General features: G+C 42.0%; 14 protein-coding genes. 4 read left to right on the plus strand and 10 right to left on the minus strand.

Annotated elements, in window-relative coordinates; translation table 11 throughout:
- Positions 1-59 precede the first annotated feature (59 nt).
- From AC5JL8_RS01820 to surE, 5 genes are all read right to left on the minus strand, one after another.
- Entirely contained in the window at positions 60-644 is a 585-nt protein-coding gene (locus AC5JL8_RS01820; protein ID WP_495878070.1) for a diheme cytochrome c, read from the minus strand.
- Between the two features lie 216 nt (positions 645-860).
- Positions 861-1769 carry an AAA family ATPase gene (locus AC5JL8_RS01825; protein WP_495878071.1) on the minus strand — a complete coding sequence of 303 codons (909 nt, stop codon included), beginning with the start codon at positions 1767-1769 and terminating at the stop codon, positions 861-863.
- Between the two features lie 124 nt (positions 1770-1893).
- Complete coding sequence (locus tag AC5JL8_RS01830) at positions 1894-3072, minus strand: bifunctional riboflavin kinase/FAD synthetase (RefSeq protein ID WP_495878072.1); 1179 nt, start codon at positions 3070-3072, stop codon at positions 1894-1896.
- 410 nt (positions 3073-3482) lie between these two features.
- Complete coding sequence (locus AC5JL8_RS01835) at positions 3483-4379, minus strand: MBL fold metallo-hydrolase (protein WP_495878073.1); 897 nt, start codon at positions 4377-4379, stop codon at positions 3483-3485.
- A 287-nt stretch (positions 4380-4666) separates the two neighbouring features.
- Positions 4667-5464 carry a 5'/3'-nucleotidase SurE gene (gene surE, locus AC5JL8_RS01840; protein WP_495878218.1) on the minus strand — a complete coding sequence of 266 codons (798 nt, stop codon included), beginning with the start codon at positions 5462-5464 and terminating at the stop codon, positions 4667-4669.
- Between the two features lie 264 nt (positions 5465-5728).
- Between surE and pheS the strand changes: the two genes are divergently transcribed.
- Positions 5729-6730, plus strand: a complete 1002-nt coding sequence (gene pheS, locus AC5JL8_RS01845) for a phenylalanine--tRNA ligase subunit alpha (protein ID WP_495878074.1) — start codon at positions 5729-5731, stop codon at positions 6728-6730.
- A 169-nt stretch (positions 6731-6899) separates the two neighbouring features.
- Here the strand turns inward: pheS and AC5JL8_RS01850 are convergent, their stop codons facing one another.
- On the minus strand, positions 6900-8345 hold the full coding sequence (locus AC5JL8_RS01850) for a RecQ family ATP-dependent DNA helicase (RefSeq protein ID WP_495878075.1): 1446 nt from the start codon (positions 8343-8345) through the stop codon (positions 6900-6902).
- Positions 8346-8507: 162 nt separating this feature from the next.
- Between AC5JL8_RS01850 and AC5JL8_RS01855 the strand changes: the two genes are divergently transcribed.
- The gene (locus tag AC5JL8_RS01855; protein ID WP_495878076.1) at positions 8508-8939 is read left to right on the plus strand and encodes a GNAT family N-acetyltransferase; all 432 of its coding nucleotides are present in this window, start codon (positions 8508-8510) and stop codon (positions 8937-8939) included.
- A 107-nt stretch (positions 8940-9046) separates the two neighbouring features.
- Here AC5JL8_RS01855 and dapF read toward each other — a convergent pair whose 3' ends face one another.
- From dapF to AC5JL8_RS01870, 3 genes are all read right to left on the minus strand, one after another.
- A complete protein-coding gene (gene dapF / locus AC5JL8_RS01860; protein ID WP_495878077.1) occupies positions 9047-9886 on the minus strand; it encodes a diaminopimelate epimerase in 840 nt (279 codons plus the stop codon).
- Positions 9887-10111: 225 nt separating this feature from the next.
- On the minus strand, positions 10112-11710 hold the full coding sequence (locus AC5JL8_RS01865) for a 2-isopropylmalate synthase (RefSeq protein WP_495878078.1): 1599 nt from the start codon (positions 11708-11710) through the stop codon (positions 10112-10114).
- 93 nt (positions 11711-11803) lie between these two features.
- Entirely contained in the window at positions 11804-12325 is a 522-nt protein-coding gene (locus tag AC5JL8_RS01870) for a LabA-like NYN domain-containing protein (protein WP_495878079.1), read from the minus strand.
- Between the two features lie 352 nt (positions 12326-12677).
- On the opposite strand from AC5JL8_RS01870, the gene AC5JL8_RS01875 reads away from it, so the two are divergent.
- A complete protein-coding gene (locus tag AC5JL8_RS01875; protein WP_495878080.1) occupies positions 12678-12944 on the plus strand; it encodes a hypothetical protein in 267 nt (88 codons plus the stop codon).
- Positions 12945-13046: 102 nt separating this feature from the next.
- Positions 13047-15386, plus strand: a complete 2340-nt coding sequence (locus AC5JL8_RS01880; protein WP_495878081.1) for a CHASE2 domain-containing protein — start codon at positions 13047-13049, stop codon at positions 15384-15386.
- Positions 15387-15416: 30 nt separating this feature from the next.
- Here the strand turns inward: AC5JL8_RS01880 and gorA are convergent, their stop codons facing one another.
- Positions 15417-16763 carry a glutathione-disulfide reductase gene (gorA, locus tag AC5JL8_RS01885; RefSeq protein ID WP_495878082.1) on the minus strand — a complete coding sequence of 449 codons (1347 nt, stop codon included), beginning with the start codon at positions 16761-16763 and terminating at the stop codon, positions 15417-15419.
- Between the last annotated feature and the right edge of the window lie 465 nt (positions 16764-17228).

The raw sequence follows: 17228 nt of genomic DNA on the forward strand, positions 1-17228 counted from the left end.
GGACAAGGGGAATTTACTTAATACCCAATGCCCAATGCCCGATGCCCAATCCCCTACTCTTACGGCGAGTTTTCCGATTCTGGAGTCAAGCGGCGGAAATTGTAGTCACTTGCGCTGGGATGACAGCTAACACAACTGCCAATCTGGACAGGACGTGGTAGCTTAACTTTTGGATGCAAAGCTTTGAAATAACGTGAGTTGTTGACGCGGTAAGGTGTTTCTTCGTCTTTTCGTTGGGAACGAGAGAAAGTTTCTAGATACCTCCAAACCAAGATACGCGGCGGATCAACTAAAGGCTGTAGCTGTGTGCCGTAGTGCTGCGAGTCTTGCAAAAGATTTTTCCAGGTTTGGGTAGGTAAAACTGCTGGTGGTAAAGCAATGTGGCAAGTAGAACAGTTTTCTAAATATAATTCTTGCCCCAGTTTGTATTGTGCAGGTACTACATCAACTGTGCCAACTTGCGAGATGGGAATAGCACCTTGGACATTATTAGCTAAGGATAGCAGCCAACCCATAGCGAGACTCCACGCCAAAATTACCAAAAGTAAACCAAAGGGTTGACGTTTGAAATTGCGTTTGGCGCTTCGCCGTAGCGCTTCGCTATCGCTTTTAGGGCGGAATTTCCACTTAACAAAATTTGACATTCCTCACATTCCCAGATACTTTGATGTGGCGCTTGTACCTCATAATAAGACTTACGTAACTATGGCGATGTTGCAGTTTTGGCGTAACTACTTTCAGAGTCGAAATGAACCAAAGCGGCGATCGCTACATTCACACGTATAATAGTTTGCTGTCAAACATTACATTAACTTTTCTTGGCTATCGACTAAAAGCTGAAGTATGAAATTTCAGCCAATTTAGGGAATCGGAACCGATCGCAACAATCTTTCTACAACAGTTCTTGTGCTGCGTCCTGCTCTGGGGATGATGCGATGCGAAAGAACGTGAGGAACAAGAAATTTTATATCATCAGGAATGGCATAATCACGCCCTAAAAGAAAAGCTAGGGCTTGGGTAGCTCGTTGTAAAGACACCGTACCGCGAGGGCTAACACCAAGAGTGATTTCTTCATCTTGTCGTGTTGCTCGTACTAATTCCAAGATGTACTGTTGCAAGGAAGTTTCCAATCTGACTTGAGAGCAGAGTTGGCGTAATTGCACAATTTCTGCCAAGGTAATACAAGGCTGCAAATCAGAAACCTTAACACCATTTGCTTGGCTTTGGAGCATCTGGAGTTCATCTGCTTCAGAAGGATAGCCCAAGCTTAAAGACAGCATAAACCGATCCATCTGTGCTTCTGGTAGAGGAAAAGTGCCTTGATACTCAATAGGATTCTGAGTAGCAATCACAAAGAAGGGGGTGGGAACGGCACGAGAGACACCATCGACTGTTACCTGATGCTCTTCCATGACTTCTAGCAAAGCTGACTGCGTGCGGGGTGTGGCGCGGTTGATTTCGTCAGCTAGCAGCACATTGGCAAATATCGGCCCAGGAAGAAAGCTAAATTCACCGCTTTTTGGGTTCCAGATGTTAGTGCCAGTGATGTCAGTAGGCAATAAATCAGGGGTACATTGTAGCCTTTGAAATTTGCCATCTATTGAACGAGCTAGCGATTTGGCAAGCAGGGTTTTACCAACACCAGGTACATCTTCTAATAAAGCATGACCATCGCCTAGCAGGGCAACTAGCACCAAACGTATTGCTTCATTTTTACCCACGATGGTGCGAGCCAAATTTTGTGTTAAAGCGTCAATTCTTTCTCTCATGCACTACAGGATTAGGGATTAGGGATTAGGGATTGGGGATTAGGGATTGGGAGGATGTCCTAGCTCCTAGTCCCTAGTCTCTATTCCTTTATTGAGAGTATTCCCAATTAGCATTGAGAATTCATCATTGAGAACTCAAAACTTCTCTAGCGATCGCACAGTCAAGTTGAATTTGTGTTTTCAAAGCTTCTAGAGAAGAAAATTTTTGTTCCGGGCGCAAAAATTTTACTAACTGCACAGCCAGCTTTTTGCCATATAAATCGCCAGACCAATCAAAAAGATGTACTTCTACAGATGGTTCAGTACCATTTACTGTTGGGCGGTTACCTATATTCATTACTCCTAAATAGGGAATAGGAGCAGTAGCATTTGGCGTGGCATTGAGAATAGAACCACGGACAGCATAAACACCTTGACGAGGTAAAAACTTGTCTTTTGGCAATTGGAGGTTAGCGGTGGGAAAGCCAATAGTTCTGCCAAGTTGTTGACCTTGAATCACAACACCAAAAAGAGTGTAGGGACGTCCAAGTAGGAGATTTGCACTGGTGATATCACCATTTTCTAGAGTTTGGCGAATCCGTGAAGTGCTAATGGGAGGCTCTTGGGTAAGAGCAATATTGACACAACTGCTGTCTGCTGGGGGGTTGTCGCTACCTGTGTAGGTTTGTAAAGGAACGATTGTCACGGGGATATCGTACTTGGCGGCGAGCAATTGTAAATCCCTAGCGGTGCCAGTACGCTGTTTACCAAAACAAAAATCTTGCCCAACGCTAAGTCGCTGGCATCGCAGTTGTTGCACGAGAATCTTTTCTACGAAATCTTCGGGAGACAAAGCTGATAATTCTTTATCGAAGGGTAGTAGTACCAGCTGTTCTATCCCTAGCGATCGCAATTGTTCAACTTTTTCATCCAATGGAGTTAGCAAAGTACGAGGTTGTCCCGAAAAAAACTCCTGTGGATGGGGATGAAAGGTGACAACCGTTGAGTATGTATGCTCGTGTGTTGATGCTAGAGAGTTTTCTTGTTGGGGTGCTGGGGTAGTGGGGTTAAGGGGTGAGAGTTCTTGCAAATTCTCCTCATCTTCCCTGAAGTTTTGAGCCTCGCTCTGCGAGGAGCTAACGCTAACGCAGGAAGCTTGTCCTTGGACTTCTCTCCATGCTTGCTGCAAAACTGGTTGGATTACTCTTTGATGACCAAGATGCACGCCATCAAATTTGCCAAGAGCAACAGCCGTTGGCGTTAGAGCCAACTTGCTCGAAGAAGCAACCCACACAGAACACCCATTTTGAGACAAATTTAGCACGTAGATTCTGGGATTTTAGGTTTATTTAGCTCTCAGCCACAAGCTACCCGATGGATAAACGCCTAAGTCCGACCCTGACATCTTGTGTTACCAGTTGGGGTGTTTACGCCACCCCTTTTGGTTCTTAGCCAAAGCCCACCCTACGGGAAGTCATCAGCTTGACCGCTCATTGCTGAGTCCAGAGAACCCCACAGACCAAAGCTAAATCGACTCTAGCTTTAAACTTGGGTGATGGCGAGTTTTGTCTTGCTTAGTCCCAACAGAGGTAGTTTACGGGCGACTACGCTTACTTGGTGAACTCGCAAACCGTGTTCTCCAGTTTTTGCAGTTTACCCAAGAGTACGCTCTCCTGCTGAAAGCTTCTGATCACCAATCTAATCTAAAATCTACAATTGCTTCGACTACAACTTTTAAGCAGAAAATTTGCTGACAGGAAAAGATTCTGATAAGGAAACTGAAACAGGAACCTGGAGTACCATTCCTTCCCGTGCCATGATTGCACCAGGAAATTGCTCAACCACTTGTTCCCCTACACTATCTAAAAAATCATCGTTGTGAGCAGGGTCATGGTGAAAAATCACCAGAGTTTTAACGTTAGCGGCTTTGGCCACCTTAACAGCTTCTTGCCAAGTAGAATGTCCCCAGCCAATTCTTGGTGATGATCGGGAATGATATTCCTCATCTGTATAAGTAGAATCGTAGATCAGGATGTCAGCATTACGAGCTAGCCACAAAACATTTTCATCCAGCCTGTCGGGAAAATGTTCAGTATCGGTAATGTAAGCAGCAGCGCCATTATGCCAGTTAATTCGATATCCAATAGCTTCGCCTGGATGGTTTAGTGGTGCGGTTTCTATAGTAATATCACTAATGTGTATTGCTTGCCCCGGTGTAATGTCGCAGAAATTCAAATTTGCCTGCATGATTTGCAAGGGTACGGGAAAATTTGGGTGGAGCATCTGGTCATTCAGGCGCTGTTCAATTGTGGAACCATCGGGAGCAATTGCGCCGTAAATCTTAAAATTATTTCCCTTGACAAACCCTGGGGTAAAGAAGGGAAACCCTTGCATGTGATCCCAGTGGGAGTGGGTGAAAAACAAATGAGCTTCTATCGGCATTTGGCGCAACAAAGATTGCCCCAAAACATGTAGCCCTGTACCGCCATCGAAAATTAAGCGTTTACCACCCACTTGCATTTCAATGCAAGGGGTATTACCGCCATAACGCACAGTGTGTGGGCCTGGACTGGGGATGCTGCCGCGAACGCCCCAAAATTGCACAGTAAATTGGTTCTCTAACCTAGACATGGGTGTTGCTTGCTGGACTTAGCGGGCGATCAATAAAAAATTGTTACTTATTTTTGTTCGGTCAATGGAATCTCACCAATTTTGGTATCACGAGAATTTCTTGGTAAAACAGCATACACTTTTTAAAGCTGGTTGTGTAAACCTGGGTGAGATTATGCAAGGTACAAGCCTTAAGTTGTTTGAGTGTACGTGTATCGGGTATATCAAGAACGTTACTACTTTATAACTTAAATTTTCCCATGATCTATTTAACTATCCTCAGAGTTTTATCAGTATTAACAAAGGTCTTACGGAAACTGCATTTTCCACTCAGACAATTGTTGTAGTCCAGTTGCGTAGGTGAGGTTGTATTGTAAAGGCGTTATGCTAATAAAATTTTCACGGATAACATGCACGTCTATGGGGATGTTTTGAGGCAAATTTAAGCCTTCTGGAGGTTCAACTTCCTCCAGGACTTCACCAGTTAACCAGTAGTATGTTTTACCACGCGGATCGATACGCTTATCAAAAACATCAACGTAGCGCCGTACTCCTTGACGAGTGATGGTGACTCCTGCAATTTCTTCCCATTTGACTGGGGGAATATTGACGTTGAGTAACATCAACCCTGGTAGGGGTTTTGCGGCTATTTGTGCTACTAAAATTTTGGCAAAGTTAGCCGCAGCTTGAAAGTCTTTGGATGTGTGACTGGCAAGGCTGAACGCAACGCTGGGAATACCTTCAATCATACCCTCCATTGCAGCAGAAACGGTACCAGAGTAGAGGATTTCAGTCCCCAAATTAGCTCCTTGATTAATCCCTGAAAGAACCAAGTCGGGAGGTGACTTTAACAAAGCCCACAGTGCCAGTTTCACACAGTCCGAAGGAGTGCCATCACAAGCCCAGGCTTTGACGGCAGGATGAAAAATTGACTCCACAATTTCGGCGCGAATTGGTTGATGCAGGGTTAGTCCATGTCCAGTTGCCGATCGCTCCCTATCTGGACAAACTACAGTCACATCATGTCCTACCTCTGCCAAGCAGTTAGCTAGGGTACGAATACCCAAGGCAGAAATGCCATCATCATTGCTAATGAGTAATTTCATCGTCATTAGTCATTAATAATTTGTTATTAGTCATTAGTGATTTGTTATTAGCCATTTGTCAATGTCAGGCGTCACCAGCATCAGGCAAAAAAAACATCCTCACACACCTAATCGCCTCTAAACTGGTAAACAGAGGTTTGGTTTTAACCCTTGCCTTTGGCCTATTAATGGCATATCACTAAGGTTATTTGTCTAGCACTCCAAAGATTTGGACTAATGACTAATGACCCATGACTACTGACTAATATCTAACAAGCGTTTAGCATGACGAATCAGCCTAACAATTTAGAGGCTCAACTTTTAGCACTGCGGCAGGAAGGAGAAAAAGCGATCGCGTCCGCCGATACCTTAGAACGCCTAGAAGAACTCAGAGTTAGCTATTTGGGTAAAAAAGGGCAACTTGGGGCGTTGTTACGAAGTATGGGGCAGATGAGTGCAGAGGAACGACCGAAAATTGGGGCGATCGCCAATACAGTCAAAGAATCCCTGCAAGATAGTTTAGATAAGCAGCGCGCAGCCCTAGAAGCTGCTCAAATTCGCTCCCAGCTTGAGGCGGAAACTCTGGATGTGACAATGCCGGGCATTTACCGTCCCCAAGGTCGCATCCATCCTCTCAATGGCATTATCGACCAAGCGCTGGATATCTTTGTCGGTATGGGTTACACCGTGGCTCAAGGGCCAGAGATGGAATCAGATTACTACAATTTCGAGGCTCTTAATACCCCGCCTGACCACCCTGCCCGTGATATGCAGGATACTTTTTACCTGCCAGATGGCAATCTCCTACGTACTCATACCTCTTCAGTACAAATTCGTTATATGGAAGCTGAGGAACCGCCCATCCGGGTTGTTGCCCCTGGGCGAGTCTATCGCCGTGATAACGTAGATGCCACCCATTCAGCAGTGTTCCACCAAATAGAACTGTTAGCAATTGATGAGGGGCTGACATTTACAGACCTCAAGGGTGCGATTAAGGTATTTTTGCAAGCAATGTTTGGCGACCTCCCAATTCGCTTTCGTGCTAGCTATTTTCCCTTTACAGAACCCTCAGCCGAAGTTGATTTACAGTGGAATGGTCGCTGGCTGGAGGTTATGGGCTGTGGTATGGTAGATCCAAATGTGCTGAAAGCCGTGGGTTACGATCCAGAAGTTTATACTGGGTTTGCTGCCGGTTTCGGTGTAGAACGCTTTGCGATGGTATTACACCAAATTGATGATATTCGCCGCTTGTACGCTAGCGATTTGCGGTTTTTGCAGCAATTTTAGGTGTTTGGTTTCAAAGGTAAATTAGGCTTATGATCATAAGTCACTAATTTTCCTCAGACTATAAACTTAAGTTTATACAGACAAAGCCTGCGAATGCAGGCTTTTGAAATTTTTTGTGTTTTAACCGAAGTAACAGAGCTATATTTACTGCTGACGGTGATGAAAAAAGTTAATTTTTGCAATTATCGCAATGTCCGCAACGCCAGTTAGCAGCGTCTTTGTCAAAACCAAAAGCATTTAACAAAAACTGCCAACGGCACTGTTTAGTAATCAAATATTGATTCATTTGCTTGACAGCATTTAATTGCGTTGGAGGCTGCTTTATCACCCCTGTATCAATGATGTAATGGAAAGGGTCAAGCCAGTTTAGTTGACCACTGCTGTGGAGTAAAGCGAGTGCCGTAGCACTATCAGGAAATTGTCGCGTCACAGCATTTACTTCCCCTTGTTTTGGCAGTTTTTTTACTAGTTGCTGCGCTGTTTGTTGTTGCGATCGCATTTGTTGTTCAAAAAACTGCTGTCTTTGCTTATCTTCAGCATCTAACCACCCCGTCGGTTCACTCACCAACGTTAACGCCTCTGCTGGTTTTCCATCCCGTCCAGCACGTCCAATTTCTTGCACATATTCAGAAATTAGCAGCGGCGAATGAAAATGAACTACCCAGCGCACATCAGGTTTATTTATACCCATGCCAAAAGCACAGGTACAAACCACAAACGGCATCTTGCCACTTAACCAGCTAGCTTCTACAGCACGGCGTTCTTCTGCACCTAGTCCAGCATGATAACTAGCTGTGGCATAACCCATCTCTGCTAACCATGCTGCTAAATTCTCACTATCTCGCCTAGTGCGAACATAAACTAACCCAGCTTGTTGCGGTCTATTTTGAATAAATTTTACTAATTTTTGTTTTCTACCCCTTGGTGTCCAAGCTATGCAGACGTTGAGATGCAGATTAGGACGATAGGGATTTAGGCGGTAAATATCTGGTTGTTGTAATTGCAAAACTGTGGAAATGATTTTTTGAGCTACGGGGTCAGCGGTAGCAGTAAAAGCAGCAACACTGATTTTTGTTTCTGGTGGTTTTGATTGCAGCAATGCAGGTCTTACCGCCCCTAATCTGCGATAAGCTGGTCGAAATGTTTCACCCCACTGCACTAAACAATGGGCTTCATCCAAAATAAAGCCGTTAATCTGCAATTGCGGGTGACACAATCTTTCCCAAACTGGGTTACTCAGTAAAGTTTCTGGCGATAGGTATAGTAATCTTAATTGTTGTCTTTCTAAAGCTTGTAGCGTTGCCCGGCGTTGGGATGATGATAATTCACTATGTAGTAGTGCAGCACTCAGGTGGCGCTGACGTAGTTCCTGTACTTGATTTTCCATTAATGCCACCAAGGGCGAAACTACTAAAGTTAATCCTGTTTGTAGCAGTGCGGGTAGTTGGAAACAAATCGATTTTCCTCCACCTGTCGGCATGATAATCAGCGCATCTTTTTGGGCTAATAAACTGCTGACAATTTCTCCTTGTGGCGAACGAAAATCTTCGTAACCCCAAATTTTTTGAAAAGCTGTGCGGACTTCTTGCCAAGATTTTGTTGTCGGCTGATTCATAATCAATAGTAGATGCACCCATAACTTTAAACACTGAATATAGCCTCTGCTTTCCAGCTAATGGTTCAGTAATTTCATCATCTTATGTTGCAATCCACTGACCATAAAATGAATTAAAATTAATTATTACGTCTCAACATATTAAATCAAAGATGCAATCAAATGAACGAAAAATTAAAACATAAATTTTATATTAGTAGCGATAAATCTAAATTAAATATTCAAATGATTCATGATTTTTTACAGGCTTCCTATTGGGCTGAGAACATACCATTAGCCACAGTGGAAAAGGCAATAAAAAATTCTTTATGTTTTGGACTTTATGAAGGTGAACAACAAGTTGGTTTTGCTAGAGTTATTACTGATTATGCAACTTCTGCGTTGTTAAAAGATGTTTTTATTCTGGAGTCTTATCGAGGACAGGGTTTAGGAAAATGGTTTGTAGAATATATTTTAGAATATCCAGATTTACAAGACGTTCAAAGGTGGTTGTTAGGCACAAAAGATGCTCATGGACTTTATCGCCGTTATGGTTTTAAAAATTTGACAGAGCCGGAAAAAATCATGATACGTTTAAATCCCAATGCTTATTAAGTGTAAGCGATCGCAAATAGGTTAGGTTAAACATAACCCAATACAAATTAAAGCTTTTGTTGGGTTTCACAAGGAAGTAATACTAACAAATCGGATTGAGAAGTTTTTTAGTCTGCAAACAATTCTGCTGATAATTCACCTTCAGCAACTTTTGTCACAGAACCTGTCATAGATATATTAAAGTCATCGTTGACTTGTATCAAAATTTCTCCACCAGGCATTTGCACGGTAATAGAAGAATCGCATAAACCAAGTTTATGTGCAACAGCCGCCGCTGCACTGCTGCTACTACCTGAAGCTAAAGTGTAGCCAGCACCCCTCTCCCAAATTTCAATTTGGATAGTATTTCGATTTATGACTGTCATGAATTGAACATTGGTACGATTTGGGAAAAGGGAATGAACCTCTAATATTGGCCCATACTGTTTTGCAATCGCGGGATTGACATTATCTAGAGGAATCACACAGTGGGGATTGCCAATAGTCGCTGCACAGAAGGTAAAAGTTTCATTGTCAACATTGATTATTTCTTCGATTACTTCTCTGCGATAGCCAACTACTGGAATATCATTACTCCAAAAGCTAACCTTTCCCATCTCTACCTGAACTGTTTTCCCGGCATCTTGTATAATCGATTGAACCAATCCACCCACGGTTTCAATTAAGAATGGTTCTTCGCTAACAAGTCCTTTATCCCATAGGTAGCGAGAAAAAATTCGCAATCCATTACCACTTTTTTCTGCCTCACTCCCGTCTGGATTGAAGATGCGTAATGCAAATTCTGCTGTTTGAGATGCTAGCGGTCCCAACAAGATACCATCTGATCCAATTCCAAAATTCCGATGGCAAATGGTTTTGATTTTTTCAGGGGTTAGCGCAAATGATAAATCTTGGGGATTGATAACTAGATAATCGTTGCCAAGAGCATGATATTTGTAAAACTTCATAAGTCAAGGTTTATAGAGGCTTTAATACCAATTCGTAATTCTTAATAAACAGGCGTTACATTTCATCTTGGTTTCTAGTTTTGCATCTGTCGCCTGATTTTGGAGAATTGGTATAACTCTTGTAAACTGAGGCAGTAGATATCCTAAATACCATTCCCACACAGGAGCATGGGAACGAAAAATAAATAACCCCTGCTCGCTTGCGAGAGGGGTTAGAGTGAGGTTCTATGCAGTAGTTACTTTCTCTTGTTTTTCTTGAGTTTGCAAAGATGCATAAAGCCTATTCAGGGCATTAACATAGGCTTGAGCAGACGCAACGATGATATCTGTGTTCGCCGCATGACCAGAAAACACTCTAGATTCATAGCGTAACCGGATGGTAACTTCCCCAATCGCATCGATACCAGCGGTTACTGACTGCACAGAGAACTCAATCAACTGATTGGGTACGTTTACCACACGGTTAATTGCTTTATAAACCGCGTCTACAGGGCCAGTACCAATAGCTGCATCGGTTAGTTCTTCACCGTCTGGGGTGCGGAGGGTGACTGTAGCGGTGGGTTTGGCGTTGCTACCGCAGGAAACTTGCACCAACTCTACCCTAAACAAATCAGGTGCTTGTTGAATTTCATCATTCACAATCGCTTCTAAATCCCAATCAGAAATTTCTTTCTTTTTATCAGCGACTTCTTTGAATCTGACGAATGCTTTATTTAATTCGGTTTCTGACAGTTCAAAACCTAATTCTTTCAAGCGGGTACGGAAAGCATTTCTCCCAGAATGTTTACCTAAAACTATTTGATTGTCTGTCAAGCCAATCAATTGGGCATCCATAATTTCATAGGTGAGCTTGTTTTTCAACACACCATCTTGATGAATACCAGACTCATGAGCAAAGGCATTTGCCCCCACTATGGCTTTATTTGGTTGCACTAACATTCCCGTCAAATTAGAAACTAGACGCGAAGATTTATAAATCTGACGAGTATCAATATTCGTGAGGGGTTGTTCAGAATCTACTGGACGTCCTAAGAAGGGATTGAAATATTGTCGGCGGACATGCAAAGCCATTACTAACTCTTCTAAGGCTGCATTTCCTGCTCGTTCACCAATACCGTTAATAGTGCATTCTAATTGCCTTGCACCATTTTTTACTGCTTCTAAGAAGTTGGCAACAGCTAAACCTAAATCATTATGTCCGTGAACCGAAATAATTGCTTGATCAATGTTGGGGACATTTTCTTTAATTCCCTTAATTATTGCCCCAAATTCGCTAGGAGTTGTATATCCTACAGTGTCAGGAATATTAACTGTTGTTGCTCCAGCTGCGATCGCTCGCTCTAATACTTGGTAGAGAAATTCCGGATCGGAGCGTCCTGCATCTTCAGGAGAAAATTCGACATCATCAGTGAAAGTTTTAGCATAAGCGACCATTTCTTCGGCGATCGCCAGTACTTCTGATTTGGTTTTTTTCAACTTGTATTGCAAGTGAATATCCGAAGTGGCAATAAAAGTATGAATTCTGCCACGAACAGCTGGTTTTATCGCTTCTGCTGCCGCTTTAATATCATCATGCCGCGCTCTAGCCAAACTACAAATCACAGGCCCATCTTCTGTTCCCACAATTTGTGCAATTTTGCTGACTGCTTCAAAATCTCCAGGACTGGCAAAGGCAAAACCTGCCTCAATTACATCTACACCCAGGCGCGCCAACTGCTTGGCTATAACTAGCTTTTCATCTATATTTAGAGTCGCTCCTGGACATTGTTCTCCATCTCGCAATGTCGTATCAAAAATGATAATTCGCTCTGGTTTGGTTGTCATTTTCAGTTCGTTGTTTAGTGTTGACTTTGCCTATAAATACCTTGGCTATTAGAATTTTACGCCTATATCAATTGTAAATAAATGTTAAAAATATTAACCTTCTGTTTTTTCTATTCGATCTCTGATATCATTTAAATCTATATATCTATCGGTAGCATTACGTAATTCTCTAGCTATCATTCCCTCTGTTGACACTACTGTAATATGTGTATTTTTTGAGCGTAAAAGTTCAATTGCTCTTTCAAAATCTCCATCACCACTAAATAAAACTACCCGATCATACTGATCTACTGTATTAAACATATCGACAACAATTTCAATATCTAAATTAGCTTTTTGTGAATAACGACCAGAGTTATCATCATAATATTCTTTAAGTATTTTAGTTCTGACTGTATATCCTAAACTAATTAAAGCATCTCTAAAACCTCGTTGATCTTGTGGATCTTTTAAGCCAGTGTACCAGAATGCATTGATTAATGTTGTTTCTGATTGCTCATTTTTAAAATACTCTAATACTCGTCGCGGGTCAAAAAACCAGCCATTTTTCTGTTGAGCATAGAACATATTATTTCCGTCTACAAAAATAGACAGACGATTCATTGTAGAACCCATACAAAATTACACCTAATAATAGAAAAGAATTTTAGATTGAACAATAGATTATAGCAATTCTCAAATGATAATTTTGCTAATATCTATAAAGTATATCTTCATGTATAGCTTTTATCCTAACCTCTTTTAAATTAGAAAAATGGTTGAAACATTAGAGCAGATGCTGAGTGCTGAACCTTTTTCATCCCAGACGCTCTAACAATTACCCCGTGATCAAAATCTACCAATAAAATTGACTAAGGAACAGCATTCTTAACTGTATAACAGTCAATTTTACTCCTAAAGAGGTATGACATAGGTTCTAGAGTACGATGTAGGGTGATACCCATCTCTAAGTTTTGCCATCAACAAAATGACACGCTTTTTACGGGGTAACAGCGTTGTAGCAACGGCAGAAGTTGTTCAAAGGAAACTTCTGGTAGATGTCTACTGGGACATACCTGTTGAGTTGGGTAGACTATCACTGCAATCAAGTGCAAAAGCAGAGCATCTTTGGCTCAGAACAGGGGAAAAAACACATCTTGCATTTTACTTAGAGGCTAAGTTCGACAGTGTTGGAATGAAGCGGCTCCTGCCAACAAGCTTTGTCAACGCAAATGTGCTGAGGAATAAAGGATAATTTACAAATGTATAAGTTTTTCATTTAAATATTATTTCAATGTGATGGCACTAAAACAGGGTTTGAATAAATAAAAGTGTTGTACCTAAATTAATCGACGATATGGGAGAAGAACCTACATCTACCTTAACTAAAAACGATGTCTCTGCTGCTAATGTACGGTCAAATAAACCCACAAAAGCAACTTCGACGGCATTAACACACCATTCCAAGCTGATAACTTGGTTAGGTTATCTGCTGATTGGGACTTCAGCAATAGGGGCTGCACTGCTGAGTGCTTCTGGTGTGGGCATAGTTCAATTGATGGAAAGTCATGCGCTTTCCACGTTTTTTCAACTGCGTGGGCCAGTCGTGCCTCCAGAAGACATCGTGATTTTGGCAATTGACAATCAGTCCATATCAGTCCCTGAACAGTACTATAAAACAGATCCACACCAGTATGCTTACCTGGAACCACTGAAATCTTTTCCATACAAACGTGCCGCATATGCCCAAGCTATAGAAAAGCTGATTAAGGCTGGTGTACGTTCTGTGGCAGTTGATGTAGTTTTTGACACGCCAAGTAGTTATGGCGTTGCTGACGATCGCCAATTGCAAAAAGTATTGCAAAAATATGGCAATAAAGTTACCTTAGCTGCACTCTACGAAAACTTTGAGACTCACCAAGGGACATTTGTGCAACTGACGCAACCTCAGCAAATGTTTCATACAGGGTCAGTATCGATGGGTACGGTGAATTTTCCCATAGAGGTCGATGGCAAGATTCACCGATTGGCTAGTGAGTTTCCCAAGCTATTAGCTCAAGATGATGCTTTGATAGATAAAATGCCCTCCTTTGATGAAGCAGTGTTGCGGGCAGCCCAAAGGAATTATCCTCGACCAAAAGGCGATCGCATTCATTTTTGGGGGTCTGCGGGTACATTTGAGCAAATTCCCTTTTGGTACGTACTAGATCCAGAAAACTGGAACACCTATTTGCAGCAAGGAAAAGTTCTCCAAGATAAAATCGTGGTGATTGGAGCCACAGCCCAGTTAGGGAATGATGATTATTCAGTAGCTGTTGACAACAACTGGCTGTATCCAGAGCGGATGTCAGGAGTAGAAATTCATGCAAATGCGATCGCAACCTTGATGACAGATAAAGCGATCGCCCAAGGCATTACAAGTCCACCTCTGCGAGGTTTATTTGTACTTTTCCTAGTTGGGGGTACAGCAGTCATCTGTACTAGAAGCAAGCGAGGCATAACTAGATTTATATTTAGCATCAGTCTTGCTACGATTTGGGGAGGGATTAGCTATGTATTATTTATATATGCTCAGTTAATTTTCCCCACAGCTATACCAATAGTAGCGATCGCCCTGTGCGGATTGGGTTACCTGATAATCGAAATGGCAAGGGCAAGCATTAAAAAACGCCAATTATTAGTTATTTTTCAGAAATATAAATCTTCCCCAGTTGTCCAAGAAATTATTAGCCAACAAGATGACCTGCAAAACCTACTCCAGCTGCGAGATTTAGCAGTAGCAGGGAAGATACTTGGTGGACGCTATAAAATTCTCAAAGTTCTTGGTTCCGGTGGATTTAGCGAAACCTACATTGCTGAAGATATTCAACGTCCTGGGAACCCACAATGTGTAGTCAAACAACTCAAACCAGCCAACACTAAATCGACAGGATTGGAACTTGCCAGACGTTTATTTAACTCAGAGGCGCAAACTTTAGAAAGATTGGGAACACACAACCAAATACCTCAGCTTTTAGCTTATTTTGAACAAGATGAAGAATTTTATCTAGTTCAAGAATATATAGTTGGTCATCCTCTGACTCAGGAACTGCCATCAAGCAAACCGCTTCTTGAAACCTCAGCGATCGTGATTTTACGAGACTTATTGCAAACATTAGCATTTGTCCATAAAAACAATGTAATTCACCGGGATATTAAACCCAGCAACATCATCCGGCGACACTCAGACTGGAAACTCGTACTGATTGACTTTGGTGCTGTCAAAGACGTCTCTACAGCGTACATAGAAAATCAAGAACATACTCCCTTCACTATTGGTATTGGCACTAAGGGTTATGCGCCGAACGAGCAATGTTTTGGACGTCCCCAATACAGTAGTGATATCTATGCAGTCGGGATGATTGGAATTAAGGCTTTGACAGGTATTGCACCCCACGATTTCGATAGAGATGCTGATGGAGAATTGAAATGGAAAGATAAAGCACTGGTGAGCAACTCTTTGGCTGAAATTCTCAGTAAAATGGTGTTGGATGACTACAAGCAGCGTTATCAGTCTGCATTAGAGGCCCTGAAGGCACTTGATGAGTTGATAACTTCTCAAGAGGAAAACTCTGTAACCGAAAACAGCTCATCAATAAATGCTGTATCTTTAGATGATACAGACGCTCCTACCAAAGCTTGGACAGGAGCATCCTAACAAACCTTGGTGTCAGTTTTACACCTAAATTTAACTTAACGATAGGAACTCTTCTGCGGTAGTAGGATGAATGCCTATTGTTTCATCCAGGTCTTGCTTAGTGATACCCTTGCGAATTGCAACCCCAAGACTTTGAATGATATCAGCCGCATGTTCACCCACCATGTGAGCGCCCAAAACTCGTTGGGAGTCTTCATCTACCACAAGCTTAATCGTAATTTGCTCATTCGGTTCGCTCAACTGATATAACAGTGGCTGGAAGTGAGTGCAGTAACATTTTACAGCTTGACCAAACTTTTGCCGTGCCTTTGCCTCTGTCATCCCCACACTTGCCACTTCTGGACGACAAAAAACAGCAGAGGGCACAAAATCATAATTCAGTTTTTGCGGCTTGTTGCCGAAAATTGTATTAGCAACAGCTTTACCTTCTGCCTTAGCAACTGGAGTTAATTGCACGCGGCTGATGCAATCACCCACAGCAAAGATGTTTTCTTGGGTGGTGCGATTAAATTCATCTACTTTGATTGCACCATGTTCGCCAAGTTCAACTTGAGCTTTTTCCAAATTAAGATTCTTGGTATTTGGGATGTAACCTGTAGCAACCAAAATTGTATCTGCAATGATAGTTTCCTGGCCCTCACCAGTAATTGTTAATAGCAAACCATCTTCTGAGAGTGTGATTTTTTGAGCAGTGCTGTTGGTGAAAAACCGAATTCCCCGTTGGCTCAAACCCTGTTGCACACTAGAGCAGATATCGTCATCAAACCCTGATAAAATCATTGCCTCTGATTCTATGACCGAAACCTCGCAACCGAAAGCGTGCATCATGCTAGAAAATTCTGTGCCGATATAGCCACCACCAATAATTGCCAATCGTTCCGGCAGATAAGGTAAGTGAAACATCTCGCGGGATGTAATTGCGTATTCTATACCAGGGATATCAGGCTTATTGGGACGCCCTCCCACAGCAATTAAAATTTTGTCTGCTGTCACCTTGCGTCCATCCAGTTCTAAAGTATGGGCATCAACAAAAGTGGCATGCTTGCGAATTAGTTCAATACCTGCTTGTTGCAACTGCTCGTAATAACAGAGGTGAATGCGATCGAGATGCTGGTGTACTGACTTAATAAATATTGTCCAGTCAAAGTGCTGTTGACACTCACTCCACCCGTAATGATGAGCCATTTGATTAGACTGGGCAAAGTCAGCAGCGTAGACAATCAGTTTTTTGGGAACGCAACCACGATTTACACATGTACCACCTATGGCTTCTTGTTCAGCGACAGCGACACGAACACCGTAGCTAGCTGCTTGTTTAGCTGCTGCCAAACCCGCAGGGCCAGCACCAATGACAAACAGGTCATAATCAAATGCCATAAAAATCCGTTCCTTTTTAACTGTTTGGCAAGCAGAGCTATTTAATTCCTTATAATCATTTTTTTATTACTTCATCTACTGCCTTTAGGTGGATCAAAGGTTGACCTAGCGAAGATAAATTGCTACTAGACAAATAAAATCTGCATCTGCGGGCTTGGGAGAAAATAATACTTATAGTAATAACTGCTGGGAAGGGAAAAACTTAATCTTTGCTTGAAATCCCCTGTTTGCGGGGTAATATATATTTTGAGATTAGTATAAATGTGGCTGGCGATCGCAATTAAGGTTATCACAATTTTGACAATGCCTGTAATTACTCAGAGGAGCAGAGAGTTTATTTATAAAATTCTCAGGAGACATCTAGTTATTTATTAAATTAATAGCTGATTTTTGTACAGTAATTTTTTGTATTTTTCCATTTTTTGAGCCTGTTAATTTTTTGAATCTCCAAACCACCATAGTAAA

It is taken from the genome of Mojavia sp. (assembly GCF_059505145.1).

Bases quoted from the DNA above. Each gene is read 5' to 3' on its own strand.
- AC5JL8_RS01820 (WP_495878070.1), bottom strand. From the start codon at position 644: ATGTCAAATTTTGTTAAGTGGAAATTCCGCCCTAAAAGCGATAGCGAA.
- AC5JL8_RS01825 (WP_495878071.1), bottom strand. From the start codon at position 1,769: ATGAGAGAAAGAATTGACGCTTTAACACAAAATTTGGCTCGCACCATC.
- AC5JL8_RS01835 (WP_495878073.1), bottom strand. From the start codon at position 4,379: ATGTCTAGGTTAGAGAACCAATTTACTGTGCAATTTTGGGGCGTTCGC.
- surE (WP_495878218.1), bottom strand. From the start codon at position 5,464: ATGAAATTACTCATTAGCAATGATGATGGCATTTCTGCCTTGGGTATT.
- pheS (WP_495878074.1), top strand. From the start codon at position 5,729: ATGACGAATCAGCCTAACAATTTAGAGGCTCAACTTTTAGCACTGCGG.
- AC5JL8_RS01850 (WP_495878075.1), bottom strand. From the start codon at position 8,345: ATGAATCAGCCGACAACAAAATCTTGGCAAGAAGTCCGCACAGCTTTT.
- AC5JL8_RS01855 (WP_495878076.1), top strand. From the start codon at position 8,508: ATGAACGAAAAATTAAAACATAAATTTTATATTAGTAGCGATAAATCT.
- dapF (WP_495878077.1), bottom strand. From the start codon at position 9,886: ATGAAGTTTTACAAATATCATGCTCTTGGCAACGATTATCTAGTTATC.
- AC5JL8_RS01865 (WP_495878078.1), bottom strand. From the start codon at position 11,710: ATGACAACCAAACCAGAGCGAATTATCATTTTTGATACGACATTGCGA.
- AC5JL8_RS01870 (WP_495878079.1), bottom strand. From the start codon at position 12,325: ATGGGTTCTACAATGAATCGTCTGTCTATTTTTGTAGACGGAAATAAT.
- AC5JL8_RS01875 (WP_495878080.1), top strand. From the start codon at position 12,678: ATGACACGCTTTTTACGGGGTAACAGCGTTGTAGCAACGGCAGAAGTT.
- AC5JL8_RS01880 (WP_495878081.1), top strand. From the start codon at position 13,047: ATGGGAGAAGAACCTACATCTACCTTAACTAAAAACGATGTCTCTGCT.
- gorA (WP_495878082.1), bottom strand. From the start codon at position 16,763: ATGGCATTTGATTATGACCTGTTTGTCATTGGTGCTGGCCCTGCGGGT.